At 40.7% G+C, this 15,415-nt stretch carries 11 protein-coding genes; 9 read left to right on the top strand and 2 right to left on the bottom strand.

The genetic code is table 11. The annotated features are described in order from the left end of the window. Nucleotides 1–164: 164 nt before the first annotated feature. The 8 genes from AACQ21_RS16030 (at nucleotide 165) to AACQ21_RS15995 (ending at nucleotide 9,744) form a co-directional block, all read left to right on the top strand. The gene (locus AACQ21_RS16030) at nucleotides 165–764 is read left to right on the top strand and encodes a YitT family protein (RefSeq protein WP_105977428.1); all 600 of its coding nucleotides are present in this window, start codon (nucleotides 165–167) and stop codon (nucleotides 762–764) included. 373 nt (nucleotides 765–1,137) lie between these two features. Next, nucleotides 1,138–2,532 carry an exopolysaccharide biosynthesis glycosyltransferase VpsL gene (gene vpsL / locus AACQ21_RS16025; RefSeq protein ID WP_017045831.1) on the top strand — a complete coding sequence of 465 codons (1,395 nt, stop codon included), beginning with the start codon at nucleotides 1,138–1,140 and terminating at the stop codon, nucleotides 2,530–2,532. A gap of 20 nt (nucleotides 2,533–2,552) precedes the next feature. Then, nucleotides 2,553–3,743 carry an outer membrane beta-barrel protein gene (locus AACQ21_RS16020; protein ID WP_013857349.1) on the top strand — a complete coding sequence of 397 codons (1,191 nt, stop codon included), beginning with the start codon at nucleotides 2,553–2,555 and terminating at the stop codon, nucleotides 3,741–3,743. 6 nt (nucleotides 3,744–3,749) lie between these two features. After that, the gene (gene vpsN, locus AACQ21_RS16015) at nucleotides 3,750–4,268 is read left to right on the top strand and encodes an exopolysaccharide export protein VpsN (protein WP_088732057.1); all 519 of its coding nucleotides are present in this window, start codon (nucleotides 3,750–3,752) and stop codon (nucleotides 4,266–4,268) included. Nucleotides 4,269–4,281: 13 nt separating this feature from the next. Next, complete coding sequence (gene vpsO / locus AACQ21_RS16010) at nucleotides 4,282–6,486, top strand: exopolysaccharide regulatory tyrosine autokinase VpsO (RefSeq protein WP_088721035.1); 2,205 nt, start codon at nucleotides 4,282–4,284, stop codon at nucleotides 6,484–6,486. Between the two features lie 2 nt (nucleotides 6,487–6,488). Continuing rightward, nucleotides 6,489–7,190: a VpsP family polysaccharide biosynthesis protein gene (locus AACQ21_RS16005; protein WP_105977427.1), complete on the top strand. Its 702-nt coding sequence runs from the start codon at nucleotides 6,489–6,491 to the stop codon at nucleotides 7,188–7,190. Between the two features lie 551 nt (nucleotides 7,191–7,741). Further along, nucleotides 7,742–8,356 carry a hypothetical protein gene (locus AACQ21_RS16000; RefSeq protein ID WP_105977426.1) on the top strand — a complete coding sequence of 205 codons (615 nt, stop codon included), beginning with the start codon at nucleotides 7,742–7,744 and terminating at the stop codon, nucleotides 8,354–8,356. Nucleotides 8,357–8,427: 71 nt separating this feature from the next. Further along, complete coding sequence (locus AACQ21_RS15995) at nucleotides 8,428–9,744, top strand: O-antigen ligase family protein (RefSeq protein WP_105977425.1); 1,317 nt, start codon at nucleotides 8,428–8,430, stop codon at nucleotides 9,742–9,744. Nucleotides 9,745–9,910: 166 nt separating this feature from the next. Here the strand turns inward: AACQ21_RS15995 and AACQ21_RS15990 are convergent, their stop codons facing one another. Further along, a complete protein-coding gene (locus AACQ21_RS15990) occupies nucleotides 9,911–12,787 on the bottom strand; it encodes a beta-prism lectin domain-containing protein (protein WP_105977424.1) in 2,877 nt (958 codons plus the stop codon). A 297-nt stretch (nucleotides 12,788–13,084) separates the two neighbouring features. Between AACQ21_RS15990 and AACQ21_RS15985 the strand changes: the two genes are divergently transcribed. Further along, entirely contained in the window at nucleotides 13,085–14,317 is a 1,233-nt protein-coding gene (locus AACQ21_RS15985) for a glycosyl hydrolase family 28-related protein (protein WP_105977423.1), read from the top strand. A gap of 163 nt (nucleotides 14,318–14,480) precedes the next feature. On the opposite strand, the gene AACQ21_RS15980 is transcribed toward AACQ21_RS15985, so the two are convergent. Next, nucleotides 14,481–15,272, bottom strand: a complete 792-nt coding sequence (locus AACQ21_RS15980) for an RbmA family biofilm matrix protein (RefSeq protein ID WP_181185591.1) — start codon at nucleotides 15,270–15,272, stop codon at nucleotides 14,481–14,483. Nucleotides 15,273–15,415: the final 143 nt, after the last annotated feature.

Raw genomic sequence — 15,415 nt, 5'->3', positions numbered from 1 at the left:
AACAGTAAGTTGGATAATGATGAGTTAGTATGTCAACCATTCTGCTTTACACCTTGTAAAGCTGCAATTACATAGGTTTACCTCAATTTTCACTCTCTATCTACCGAAAATATTACTTTTTCTTTACTATGCTCGCCATTCTTAGCTATTAAAATTATTTATCGATGCGAACACACACACGTAAAGAAGATTGGGTTGCCATTTTAACGGGAACCTTTTTGGTCGCACAAGGCGTCTTCTTTCTCCAGTCCGCTCATTTACTGACAGGTGGAACCGCTGGTTTAGCACTGCTGATCAGCCAGTTAGTCCCAGCCTCATTTGGTAGCATTTATTTTTTGGCTAACACCCCTTTTTACATTTTGGCTTGGAAACGATTTGGTCATCGCTTTGCCATCAACAGCGCGCTATCCGGCGCATTAGTCTCTATTTTTGCGGACCATCTTTATTTGGTAATTTCTTTGGAAATGGTCAATGAAATTTACTGCGCCATTGCCGGGGGATTATTAATGGGTCTTGGCATGTTAATTCTCTTTCGTCACCGTTCCAGCTTGGGTGGCTTTAATGTCTTGTGTTTGTTTATTCAAGATAAATTTGGGATCCCTGTTGGCAAAAGTCAGTTGGTTATAGATTGCTCAATTTTAGCTGCTTCTGTCTTTTTTGTTTCGTTTTCCATTGCCACACTGTCTGTGCTCGGGGCTGCCTCACTTAACCTTGTGTTAGCAATGAATCATAAACCCACACGATATAGCGTGACTTACCCTTAAGCTGTCGCAATACCCATAAGATTAAGAAGAGATAAAAACACAACCAAATTTAGCCTTAATTCTTACACCGTAAATACCCTCCATTATTTTTATTTAAACATTAGCCAGCTCTTATATAACGGTCGTCTAACAAGGTGATCACATTAAGTTAATGCAGTAATAGTAAGTGATTACATCACCTTATCCGACTCTCCGTACTCCATCTCAAATTGAAAAACCCAAAATACAGTCACCCATTCCATATATCACACATCGCGTCTTATTTTTGATGCACCTGATCAGTTGAAGTCGTCGGAGCTTAATATGAGAATGCACTGCTAAAAAATAATTATTATTCGTTACCTTAATAATTGAGCGGTTAGGAGCTTCTACAATGGGTGAAAGAGGAAGGATCCGTATTTCTAACTATCAAGGTAAATTTTTCTACCGCCTGATAGATTGCTTAGTAATACTGATCACAATGTATATTACACTAAAGTTTCACTCACATATCGTTACGATGTCTTATATATCTGTGGGACTTTTAGGGGTTATTTTTTATTCATTTATTGCTGAAAGCCTTGATATATACAGCGGTTGGCGAACCACAAAACTTAGAGTTTTAACTCTACACACTGCTTTTTGTTGGGCTTCAACTGTTGGCTGCTTAACTTTAGTTGGTTATTTCACAAAAACTGGAAGCGATTTCTCACGTTTAATTTTAGGTTTTTGGTTTGTCGGATCATTTATTTTATTACTGCTTTGGCGCTTCGTCGCATTTACAGTCATTTACTATCTACATAAAAAAGGTTATCACACCACTAAAGCTGTCATTATCGGCATGACACCGCAGGGCCTAGAACTATCGAAAAATCTCATCAATAACCCTGAGTTAGGTATTAAACTGACGGGTTTTTACGATGATAGGGGTGATGAACGTATCGCAAGCGATATTCCAGTGCTCGGTAAAGTTAATGATGCATTAACACTTGCCAAAAACGGTCAAGTAAAAAGTGTGTACATAGCACTACCAATGCAAGCCCAGCATCGGATCAGCAAGATTCTAGAGGCCTTTTCGGATAGCACAGTGAATACCTATATTGTGCCAGACTTTTTCACCTTCAATTTACTGCATTCACGTTGGTATACCATCGGCGATGTTAATGCTTTTAGTATTTTTGACACACCGTTCAATGGGTTAGGTACGTGGCTAAAACGTTTTGAAGATTTAGTCTTAAGTAGTCTTATCCTGATTTTAATCAGTCCTGTCCTCATTGCAGTTGCAGTAGGCGTAAAACTCAGCTCGCCCGGCCCTATTATTTTCAAACAGATGCGTTATGGGCTGGATGGAAAGTCTATCAAAGTATGGAAATTCAGAAGCATGCGTGCCATGGATAATGGAAATAAAGTGACGCAAGCAACAAAAAATGATCCCCGAGTGACTCCTTTTGGTGCGTTTATTCGGAAGACATCACTAGATGAGCTACCACAGTTTATTAATGTGCTACAAGGTCGAATGTCTATTGTCGGCCCTCGCCCTCATGCCGTAGCGCACAACGAAGAGTATCGAACGATCGTTAACCGCTACATGCTGAGACATAAAGTAAAACCAGGAATTACTGGCTGGGCACAAATTAATGGCTGGCGTGGTGAAACCGATACGCTAGATAAAATGGAAAAACGTGTCCAATTTGATTTGGACTATATACACAGATGGTCGTTGTGGTTCGACATCAAAATCGTATTTCTCACCGTATTTAAAGGATTTGTAGGCAAGAATGCTTACTAGAATGGATAAAGCATACTCATATGAAAACAACTAATTTAAATAGAATCGCGTCCTTTGGTTTGGCTTTTTTTGCGTTATCAGCCGTACAAGCAAAACCGCAACCTAACCCAATCATGACTGAGTCAGGGATTGCTATTGTACCGTTTTTAAACTTATCAACGGGTTATAACGACAACTTAGCAAAAGCGTCACAAGATCTCGAACATTCCCAATATTCAGTGTTCGAACCAGGTATCGGTTTAGCAATAGAGCCGACAAGTGGCCAGAAACATCGCGTAGGTTATCGACTACAAAGAGGCGATTTTTTCAGCTCTAGCAAAGATAACTACACTGACCATTTCTTTGATTTAGCCAGTGACTGGGAGCTCAATTCCAAGCATCGAGTTGACTTCAGCTATGCTCTTGCATTAACTCATGAACAGCGTGGTGATAACGATACGACACTCAATTTGTCGTACAACGAATACAACACCAATAACTTCAACCTCGGTTACGGTTTTGGTGGTGAAGACGCCAAAGGTCGAATAGAAACCAACCTTGGCTGGGGCAATTTGGACTATAAAAACAACCAAAATATTACTCAATACCAAAATTGGGATGAATTACGATTCAACAGCTCTCTATACTATAAAGCGCTGCCAAAAACATCGTTGGTTTTCCAAATTATCGTTAATGATAGGCATTATAGTGATATAGCCCCAGGCTCAACTCTCAAAGACAGCACCCATTATATGGGATATGTTGGTACCTCGTGGGACGCAACAGGGAAACTGCAGGGAAATGCCAAGGTCGGTATGCAACATAAAGATTTTGAATCCTCTTCTAGGGAAGATTTCGACTCTTTTTCATGGGATATTGATGTCACTTATCTCATCCGCACATACTCTGCAGTGCAGTTGAAAACAAATCGTAAATCAACCGATACTGACGGTACAGGTGATTCAATCGATACCAAAGTGTATAACGCAAACTGGACACACAATTGGAGTGACATCATCTCTTCTAACGTCGATTATTCTCTATTAAGCGAGAATTACACCAGCACTGCTCGCGACGATGACACCAGTAAGGTAACACTTTCATTAAGCTACGATTTTCGTCGTTGGCTAACATTCAAAGTCGGCTACCAACTTGAATCGAGAGATTCCAGCATCAGTTCGTTAAGCTACGATCAAAATGTTTATTACTTTGCTATTGAAGGTGTGATGTAACTTACGATGAAGTACTTCTTAGTCATTCTATTGAGTTGTCTTTCCTGGTCAACATTGGCCAATGAGAGTTTTTATAAGTTAGGCGTTGGGGATCAAATTCGGATTCAAGTTTATGATGAACCAGAGTTATCTATTGAAACGCGTGTGGGTGACAGTGGTAACATTGATTACCCTTTTTTGGGACGAATTAAACTGAAAGGAAAAACGATTGAGGAAGTAAAAACTGTTATCCACAATGGTTTAATCGATGGGTATCTGGTTAATCCCAATGTTTTTGTCAGCATAGTCGAATATCGTCCCTATTTTATCAACGGACAAGTGAAAATATCCGGGAGTTACCCGTATCATCCGGGGTTAACCGTAAACAAAGCCATTACGATTGCGGGTGGATTCACTGAGCGAGCGTCTAAAACTAAGATCTATATATCATCAAGTGATGCTCCTGAGGCCAAGCCAGTAAAAGTAACATTGCTTCATAAAATTCAGCCTGGTGACATTCTCACCGTAGAAGAAAGCTTTTTTTAGGTAACTTAGTTGTATGGAAAACTCTTTAATTAAAAATCACTTGAACTCAGATGAAGTTATTGATATTCGTCAGTATTTTCATGTTCTTCTCAACTATAAATGGCGTATTCTACTTTTTTCTACAATGGTTACCGCCATCGCCGTATTGATTGCATTATCAATTCCTTCGCAATATACCGCTCGCGCCTCATTGATCATCGAATCAAAGCAAGCAAAAGCTGTTTCGATTGAAGACATCTATGGTTTAGATACCAAAAGCCAAGAATACTATTTGACTCAAATAGAGATCTTGAAATCAGACCGAGTCGCAGAGGAAGTCATTAAACGCCTTAACCTTGCCAGCCACCCAGAATTTGACCCTACTGTAGAAAATAATCAAAAAACTGGGTTTAAATTCGATGTATTGGAATGGTTTCCTGTTCTAAAATCGTTCAAGAAAGAGCCAGCGGAAATATCACAGGAAGACCAAAACTATCGGACTAGCCGATTGGTTCTGGCTAAGTTTAAGCGTGGGCTAGAAGTTAGCCCAATAAGAAAAACTCAACTAGTGAATATTTTCTACACCAGTAAAGACCCTAAATTATCGGCTCAAATTGCCAATGAGATTGGTAACGTCTTTATGGATAGTCATATCGAAGACAAACTTCAAGTTGAACTGAAGGCGAATAGCTGGCTCAACAACCGCATGGGTGATTTGCGCGAACAACTAAAAAAGTCAGAAGCTCAACTACAAACATTTTTAAAATCTGAAGGACTAGTTGATATCCAAGGCGTTGAAAGCCTAGCATCTCAAGAACTTGAAGAACTGACCTCTCAATTGAATAAAACGAGAGACAGACGCGTTGCAGCTGAGACTCTTTATTTGGTCGCTCAAACGTACAGCCGTCAAGATGGTGACCTCTCTGCCCTTGCATCTATTCCAGAGATCTCTAACCACCCGACGATACGAGATGTTAAATTGGCTGAAGTGCAAGCTGAAAAGAAAGTCTCGGAACTATCAAAACGTTATGGTGACAAACACCCAAAGCTAAAATCAGCTCAAGCCGAACTAGCCTCTGTTAAACGCAATTTAAATTCCGAACTAAAACAGCTACTAAACGGGATCAACAATGAGTTACAGGCTGCTAAGCAAGCAGAGAGTTCTTTACACCGGGAACTTGAGAAACGCAAATCAGAGTTTCAAAGCCTCTCCGTAAAAAATGCACGATATTCAGAGCTAAAGCGCGAAGTCCAAACAAACCGAGAGCTGTTTGATCTCTTTTTAAGTCGTCAAAAAGAGACCAGTGCATCGAGCGACTTTAATGCTACGATTGCTCGTTTTACCGATTTTGCCAATCCGCCCCTCGCCCCAAGTAAACCGAACCGTAAACTGATTGTATTATTAGCGTTCGTCGCTTCGTTTGGTTTGGCATGTGTTGTTGCTTTCATTGCTGATGCGGTAAATGATACATTCCTTGATGTAAAACAGGTCGAAAAACAGTTATCACTAAGCTTGCTCGGTATTATACCGGCAATTAAAACTCGAGGCCCCCTAACGCTAAAAACCTATTTTGATTCGAAACACCGAGAGCTCACAGAAGCGATTAGAACCGTTCGGACTGGTTATTTACTTGCCAACACCAACAAAGATCATCATGTGGTAATGGTTACTTCTTCACTACCTGAGGAAGGAAAAACAACCTCGAGTATCAATTTGGCTTTTTCACTGGCACAAATGGAAAAAACACTGCTGATTGACTGCGATTTGAGAAAACCATCGGTTGCACACCGTTTTGGCATCTCTGGTTCACAGCCAGGAATGAGCAACTTGCTCATAGGTACGCATACCATAGAAGAGTGTCTCTATACCGATGAAGAATCAGGGCTTGATGTTTTGGCAGCAGGAGTCGTGACAGACAATCCTCTTGAACTTATCTCCTCGCCTAAGTTTGCCTCACTACTCGAAGAGCTAAAGACACGCTATAGCAGAATTGTGATTGATACACCTCCGTGTTTAGCCGTTAGTGATGCATTTATGCTGTCGCAGTACGTGGACTCGACCATACTCGTGATCAATGCTCCACACACACGTACTAAAGTGGCTAGAGATGTGGTCGGACGCTTAACGCAGCAAGGAGCGAGAATTGATGGCGTCATATTGAACAAACTGAACACCAAAAAAGCCTCTAATTATAGCGGTTATCATCAATATCAATCCTATTACGGCCCAGAAAAATAACCATGAAGGTCGTGAATCACCCTTTTTTAGCCCATGCTTTGCGTTTGAGCATTGGGCTAACTGCACTCGTTACTCTCTATTTTGCATTTCATTTTTTGACGGCGTCCATTTACGCGCTAGCAACAGAAAGAAATATCGACTACTGGACAAAGCACAGTGATGGTGTAACTTTAGAGCAAGTGAATGAGACAAAACTCATGATACTAAAGGCCCTACAACACCACAGCGACCATCCTCATTACCACAATTTACTGGGTAAGGTGTATGAGTGGGAAGCCTATTTGGGCGATGATGTAGATAAAGAGAGCCGCTTGCTCAATGCAAAAAAGGCCTACTTGGAAAGTGCATTATTGAGACCCACTTGGTCAGACACATGGGCTGATTTATTGATGATTGAAACTCAGTTGAAAGGGGAAAATATTGATCTCTATTTTGCACAAGCCGACAGATATGGGCCTTTTACACCCAAAGTGAACAACACACTTTCCCAGATTGGCCTTAACCATTGGTCTATTTTTTCAGCGCCGCAGCGAACTATCATTATTGATCACGCCGCAAGAGCATTAGCTCATCCTCAAAGCCGAGGAGAAGCCTACCAGTATCTAAAATCAAACGGTCTCTTAAAATTTACCTGTGCAGCTATTATTTATAACCCTCAACGTTATACTGAGAAAAATAATCTCTGCAAGAGAGCGCTAGAGTGATCTCGATGATAAAACATTATTCAATAAACCGGCCTATCGCCTTGTTCATGTTAGCCTTGCTTTCTCTTGGTACGGCTTCGCTATCACTGGCAAAAACACTGAATATTCATGCTGAAATACCGATATTTTTGGAAAAGTCACTCGGCGGTGATATTTATCTCCACTTTACACTTGCGCTATTCATTACCTTGGTTTTTATCCGAGTAATTTCCGCCACTCTTCCCCCTATACAGAGCATCTTTCTCGCCATAGTTATCGTCTCGACCTGTTGCGTAATTGATGAAAGTTTACAAATGTTATCGCGTTCACGATCATTCTCTTTGCTCGATTTAGGGGCAAGCTTACTTGGTATAACAATGGCCTCAATAATCTATTACGTTACTAGCAGACTTCAATCTTCAAACTTATGCTCCAAACTAAGACAACCTCGCGCATAAAAACGCCTTAAGAATGAGAATCGAACCCTTATTAACGGAAGTACGATATCACTGGATGTACTACTTCACTTATAATCATCGCAACAGTAAATCGTAGGCTTTTAGGACTTACCAATGAAAAAATCACTATGGATATTTTGGATTGCTATTTCAGCTTTGCTGGCTAGTTCAAGGTTATATGCCGAAACAGAAATTACTTGTTCACTTTATAAAAACCATAAAGTGGCCACAGACACAATAAGAGCCAGCCTAGAACAAGCAGACGATGCCATTATTTCTCTGCAAGCTTTAATGAAACTATGCCCAAGCATGGCACTAGAAATGGCGGACCTAGCGTCTACTCTACACCCACAACTAGCACTCGATATCTTCAATACGGTATTTGACCATATATCGAGTGACCAAGTCGCAGCTTTGACTGCAATACTCGTTAAAAATGCACCTCAAGAGATGCGTTCTGAAGTCATTCAGCTTGCTGTCACTAAATCACCAGAGTCAGCTCAAGCTATCGTTGATGCTGTTATTGCAATGGATTTAATGGACTCAACTGATGTGATTGTTGCTGCAATCTCCGGTGGCGCTGACCCAGCGACCATTACTGAACCGACAGCGGCAGGTACTCCATCGGCTTTACCTGGTGGCTTACCTCCAGTCACAACGGTGCCAGGTAACACCACAACACTTGGAACCGGCAATGGCAGTGGTGGTGGTACCGCTTCACCAAACTGATCGTTTAATTCGGTGCTTTCATCCAGTTTAGGGCAGGTATATTCCTGCCCTTCTTAATTGAGATTAATAGTATGCGTCTAATAGAAAAATCCATTTTCCCAATATTTCTCATTTTTGTATTTTGGCTGCCCATACCTTTAGGTAGTAATCGCCCATTAGCATGGTCATTCAATGAAATCTGGATTGCATTGCTGCTTATTGCCTGTTTATTCAACTACTCTTTTGAGCATTGGAAAAACTGTCTGATAAGGGGAAAATTAGTCATCATTCCCATCGCACTTATCACTTGCTGGTCATTCATCCAAAGTATTCCACAACTTGGTATAACTCAGGATCCTAGTTTAGTCTTTGTCTCTGCAATCAAATCGCTCCACTATTTCCAGTTTTGTCTTATTGCTCTTGTCCTCATCGATACACCTAAAAAATTAAAACTTCTCGCAGTAGTCATGGTTAGCAGTGGAATTTGCCAAGGCTTTTACGCTGGCGTGATTTTGCTACTCAACCTAGATCATTCGATAATATTCAAGCTGCCACTAGGAAATAGAGCCTCCGGAAGCTTTGTCTATCATAATCATCTGGCAAACTTCTTGATGCTGAATCTCTGCATTGGATTTGGCTTATTAATTGCAAAACTCGATAGCTCACACAAAACCGGATTTAGAAATATCACTAAACAGTTTTTAGCCGTGTTGCTGTCTGATAAAGCCTTTGTACGTTTAGGGCTCGTGATCATGGTGATTGCATTAGTCTTAACACGCTCAAGAATGGGAAATATGGCTTTCTTTATCGCCCTAACCGTAGGTTGTGTGCTGTTGCTATTGTTTTACAAACCGAAACCCAAAAGTGTTTATGTGCTTATAATCAGTTTATTCATCATTGATACGTTCATCGTGAGCCAATGGTTTGGATTGGAGAAAGTCAAACAACGTCTTATTGAAACTAGCTTGGAAAGTGAATCAAGAGATGATGTTGTCAGATATTCCCTAGTTGCAATACAAGAAAGGCCTCTGACTGGCTTTGGGGCTGGTACTTTCTACTCCACTTTTCCTTCCTACAATCAAGGAAAAGTAAAACTGTTTTACGATCATGCCCATAATGACTACATCCAATTCACCTTAGAATCAGGCCTTGCCATGGTTTCGATATTGGGTGTAATGATCTTAGTCGCCGCCCAACGCGCATTTTATGCGTTTAAAAACCGCAGAAATAAATTGATGAAAGGGATCGGTTTATCATCCATGATGGCTATTATTGGTATGTTGATACACATGAGTGTTGATTTCCCACTTCAAGCTCCCGCAACAACACTTTATTTCTTGCTGTGTTTATTGATGGGACACTGGTCAAATTCAATGCCGAGTCTGGTCACTCGTTCAAAATATTCCTGATATATAAAAACGACTTTAAGTTGCAGGTAAACGAATGTATCCAACACCGCGCAGCTTCAAGTAGGAATGGTATACGTCCAAAACAATTCCTACTCCATATCTGGTTAATAAAAAATCCCTCGATTGTCTCGAGGGATTTTCAATTATTGAATTAAAACGATATCAATTAATCGAATACAAACTGCAAGCCTTCAACTAACCAACCACCAGTCCAAACATTAATCTGCTTGATGCGTTTACCTTGCGGCACAGTGTACGTTTCAACTTTTATGTTGCTCGCATAGTGGGTTGAACCCAATAACACGCTAGAGCCATCCTTCATCGTGAACTTAATCGCCACTATGTGGTAACCACCCCAGTTATAAAGACCAGAGGTAACTTCCACGGATTGCAATTGATCAAGAGCAATCGGTGCTCTTAGCACACCACCGTTAGTACCTTGTACTGGGCCGCCCACCAAGTTATTGGCCGTCGTGCCGATCGCATCGATCGCAAAACCAGAACGCAGATACATCTGGTTATCCGCCGTCACGACACGTTGCGATTGCTGAGTATTTGAGTAACCAAAAATTGGAGACTCACCACCCACCGTTGCACGTAATGTACTCGAACGGTATGTATTATGGCTCAACCAACTTGGCTCAACAAAAGTAGGTAAAGTGCCATCTTGATTGATGTTGGTCAGGTGGAAAGCGTGCTGGTTCCAAATACGAGTCGCATTCTTCCAAGGTTTTGCACTGTCCGCCGATTCATAAACAAACACACCATGGTTAACGACATAGTTTTTATCAAAATCATTAGCAACAACAATCAGCTCTGCATTATTGTCACCTTCCAGATCGACCACGATAGGATATTCCCAAAGTGTCGCCGTTGAGTGCGCTAACGAAGCACGTTCTTTACCCGTTTTGCCATCTAACACACGTACACGAGCATGGTCTTGCACGAGTACTTCATCGATACCATCATTATCAAAGTCATAGGCAGACACACCAATTTTGCCGCTGCCAGTATCATCGTTCTCAACAGACCAAACGCGCTCACCTTTGCTGTTATACATATCGACAGCGGCATAACCCGCGTAAACAATCCCTTTTACATCCAGATCATTGGTACCATTTAGCGTAGCTAACTCAAACTGAACACCGTCCAACAGCCAACCAGCGCTCCAAGCTTTAATGCCTTTAATACGACTACCTACTGGTACAGTAAAGCGCTCGGTCTGCTTGGAATAAGCATAGTTTTTAGAGCCCATAGAAATCACGCTACCGTTGCTCATTCTAAAATCGAGCGCCAATAAATGATAACCACCCCAATAGTATTTACCCCAAGTCAGATCAATCGCTTTAATATCTTTGACGTTAACTGCGGCATTAAGATTGCCTCCCGTACCACCGACTAAAGTCGAAGCAGAAGCACCAATCGCATCAATCGCGAATCCTGAACGAACAGAGATTTTACCATCGACCGCCAAAACAATAGAAGCAGGATTGCTATTAGGTTGATAACCGTAGATTTTTGAGAACTCAGTCGTTTCAACTGCTTGAGCTTTGCCTAAAAAGTTAGATACCGCCTGCACGCCACCGCCTGGATTGGCAGTATTGTTGATTTCCCACTTAATGGTGCCATCGTGTTCTAGCACAGCAAAACGTGCGTTATGCCCAGTTGATGCAGAAGCAGGAACTGAAGCGATAATCTCTGGCTCTGCATCATTATCTAGGTTAACCAGCGAAGAGAACCAAACTACATCATTGGCATGATATTGCCAATTGATCGCGCCGTTATTTTGAAATAGAGTACCACCTGAAAAGACTTCTTGTTGCTGATCGCCATCGACATCAACGTTGATCGATGACGGTGCCCAAGGGTGGTTAAAAATCAGCCCTGTGTGGTAGTTATACACACCATCTGCAGCCAGAATTTCGACGCTGCCATCATGGTCTAAATCAGCCAACGTGATATCACCAACAATACGCCAGCCACTTTCTGTGGTTGGGATCTGTTTTTTGATGTTGCCTTGGTTATCCAAAATCGTGATGAATTGATCGCGATTGTTGGTTGTAACAATTTCAACGATTCCGTCACCATCCAGATCGCCTACGGCAGGAGAATAACGCGCATCCGCGATCACACCACCATTCGCATAACTCCACAACTCAGAACCATCCACACCACTTAAAGCACGCACTAAACCGCCATTGGCATATTTGTTTCCTTCAAATGTCACTACGATCAAATCTGCGACATCTTTTTCATCAATCTTGCCATCGCCATTGTCATCATTCAGTTGCGCGGCAACCGGCGTAACCATCACTTGGTTAGAATTAGGTTGGAAAGCACTGCCTTGCCAAGACCACTTAAGCTTCATATTGAGTGCAGAGCTGTCACCTTCATAAGGAACAACACGCATTGAACGAGGCTTTGAGAAATCAAGAGTTTCGCCATTGTAGGCTGTGACTGCTCGCATCTGCTCATTTTGAGTATGACCACCAAATACCGCTAAACGGTTATAAGAGAGGTTATCCCAATCACTCAGCATGACACCTAAACCTTGTGGCGCTTCCACATCCACTTCATGAGCATAGATATAAGCAGGCAATGAGTAGCCTGAGCGCTCACCCTCTTTCAAACAGAAACGCTCACCCGTTTGGCGGCTAACGATACAAGCCTCAGGATAAGTTTCAGAAGCCAGCACTCGCATTGAGCGTGGTTTAGAAAAATCTAAATAAGCGCCGTTGTAGGCCTTAACATTCTTAAGATCTTCGTTGCCAGTATAACGATTGAACACAGCCAAACGGTTATAAGACAAGTTGTCCCAATCACTCAGCATGACAGAGACACCACTCGGAGCCTGTACATCAACTGGATGAGCATAAATCCAGCTAGGTAGGGAGTATCCCGAGCGCTCTCCTACATTCAAACAATATTTTTCGCCATTCAGGCGGCTGATAATACACCCTTCGGCTTCATTCGTTGTGGCTTGAGCCACGGTGCTACTTAGCGACAAAAGACTGACAGCAAGTGCAATATATTGAGACGTCATCTGTAAGACTCCCTTTACTTGGGGTTGATTTTTCAAAGCCAGAAACGATATGCATCTGGTCGATTTTTTTGTAATTATTATTTTTCAAACCTAGGAACTGGTGAACTGGTGAACTGGTGAACTGGTGAACTGGTATCGTGAATTGCCAATAAAAATCCGACGGAATTATCAGTAAATGGAAGGGATATTTCAACACAACACGCCTATTTTTACGCCTCACTAATGAGACATCTCAAAATTGAGAAACGAACCGACTACAGTGAATATCTCTCTGTTTTTTCAAGAAGCGTTTTATAGGTGCTGTTATACTTAAAGCAATTAGATAAAGAGGGTGGCATCTTGCGTTACATATTTATTTCACTTATCTTACTCAGCCTAAGCCCAGCTATTATCGCTGAAGTCGTTTCTCATAATGTAATAGAATATGGTGCCATCGCAAATGATGGAGAGGATGATTCATCCGCATTTCAAAATGCACTGAATCAATTAAATGATAATAATGTACTGATTATTCCCTCTGGCGAATATCAGATTTGTAAAACCCTTTATTTAAAGGAAAAGAATAACATTGAAATTATTGGCTCCATACACAGTAAATTAAAGAAATGCAGTCCATTTAATGGTGAATATTTACTCCATATAACATATACACAAAACTTCAAGCTACAAGGTCTTAGTTTTGAGGGACTTTATAATGGCGATCTAAAACCTATGTGGGGAGAACAGGGGGTTTACCTTGGTAGCACCAAAGGATCTTTAGTGGTTCAAAATCAGTTTATCCGCTTTGGTGACGCAGCATTGCGTATGACTACAGCAAGCCAGGACTACTCTATACCACCCGGGTCGATGTCAATCAGAGTTAGCCACAATCGCTTTGAACATTGTGCTCAAGTAACCACAACGCAAGCGGCTGTGGGAACAGAAAGGCCAGGCACGCAAGATATTATTATTGATAATAATCAATTTAATGCGTGTAAATTAAAATTATCTTCACGGGCTAATACTAGGGGGGCAAAGGTTATTAGTAATCGCTTTGAAAATATTAATGGTACTTCAAATGAAGTCAGTTATTATTCTGACGTTTATTATTCAGGAAACATTTTTCATAACATAAATGGATTTGCCATAAATATTTACCCTAACTCTAGAACAGAGCAAAATATTCAATGGGGTAATATTTCAATTATTGGCAATTTTTTTGATACTGCTCAACAAGGAATACGCTTACAAAGCTTTAGTAAAAATAACCCGACCAATCAATCCATTAAAAACATTCAAATCAGCAATAATATATTTGAAAGGATTTACTTTGGTTCTGAAATAGAAAATAAATATAAATCGATTATCCGAACTAACAGCCAAGATGATTTGGTTTCATTTGAAAATGTCAATATTACTAGCAATCAGTATCAATTAACACCATATAGTAAATTCATCTCAATTGACGATAAAAGCAAGCTTATTAACATTAAAAACAATGAACAACTTTATAATGAAAATTGTCATATACAGGATGTTATTAAAGATTGATAAGTGGCATCACCAGCAAGATACAACTATTTAATCGAGTTCAAGAGTAAGTGACCACTATGCAATTCAACGTTAAGAATATATTGCTTATATCATTCAAAAAGTACAATAAAAACCGCCAAAGGCGGTTTTTATACACATAAGATTAGATCACTAGATAAAACTATTTTTTTACCACTATCATTGACTGCTCAATTCGCTCACTAGAGACAGTATCTACAACCTGAGCATTAATGGTATATTCACCTGCGGGATAGCTTTTATCGAAATTAATTCCACGCACTTTTGAATAAGTATCACCTGAAGCAATAACCCATTTCTCTCTCGCGTTGACAGGAATAATCAAACCATCAGGACCTACCGCTGTCATCCAGAACTCGACGTTAGCTTCTCCCTCACGGCCATTATTTAAATCAATGGTGAATGGGACAAAACCACCAGCACTTTCCACACTATTGATACCAAATTGATTTTTGATATCAATAGTCAAACCATTTAATTCAGGCAGGCTATTCAAGTCTGCACCTTTCACAACATCTTGATTGGCTTTAAAAACTTCACCATTTTCTGCGACAACTTGGAGAGAAACGGTATATTTTCCATTCGCCATGTACTCAGGAATCCAGAAGCCACGTGTAACATTCAGTATACGGCCATCAGTAAGAGCATCAGATTCTTGCTGCGCAGTATCCACCCCAACTACAGCCCTGGCTGGGAAGTAGATACCTTCTGGGCCTTTAATTGATAGCCAATACTTGAACTTCACTGTTTCACAGCTTTCATTATGAATCCCTAGCTGGCTAGAAATGTATCCACCGCTACTTGCCAACTGGTTTTGATTTAATGAAAGGTTTGCTTCAATCACTGGCTGTAACTCACAATCAACTTCCGCATAAGAAGCAGTTGAAAATAACAATGCCAAGCATGATGCCAGATAATAATGACGTTTGTTCATGATAGATCCTTTAAAGTTAGACAACCATTTGTTTTTACAACTGGCGCTAAGGCTAATTGATAACTATAGAAAATACATCCGCTTTTTATTAAAGGATCAGCTTTTATCAAATCTAAGACAATTACATTGACTAAGTATTAATA

Source organism: Vibrio sp. V01_P9A10T6, from assembly GCF_963877065.1.
Classification (GTDB): domain Bacteria; phylum Pseudomonadota; class Gammaproteobacteria; order Enterobacterales; family Vibrionaceae; genus Vibrio; species Vibrio anguillarum.
This window is presented reverse-complemented; position numbering and strand designations above follow the sequence as displayed.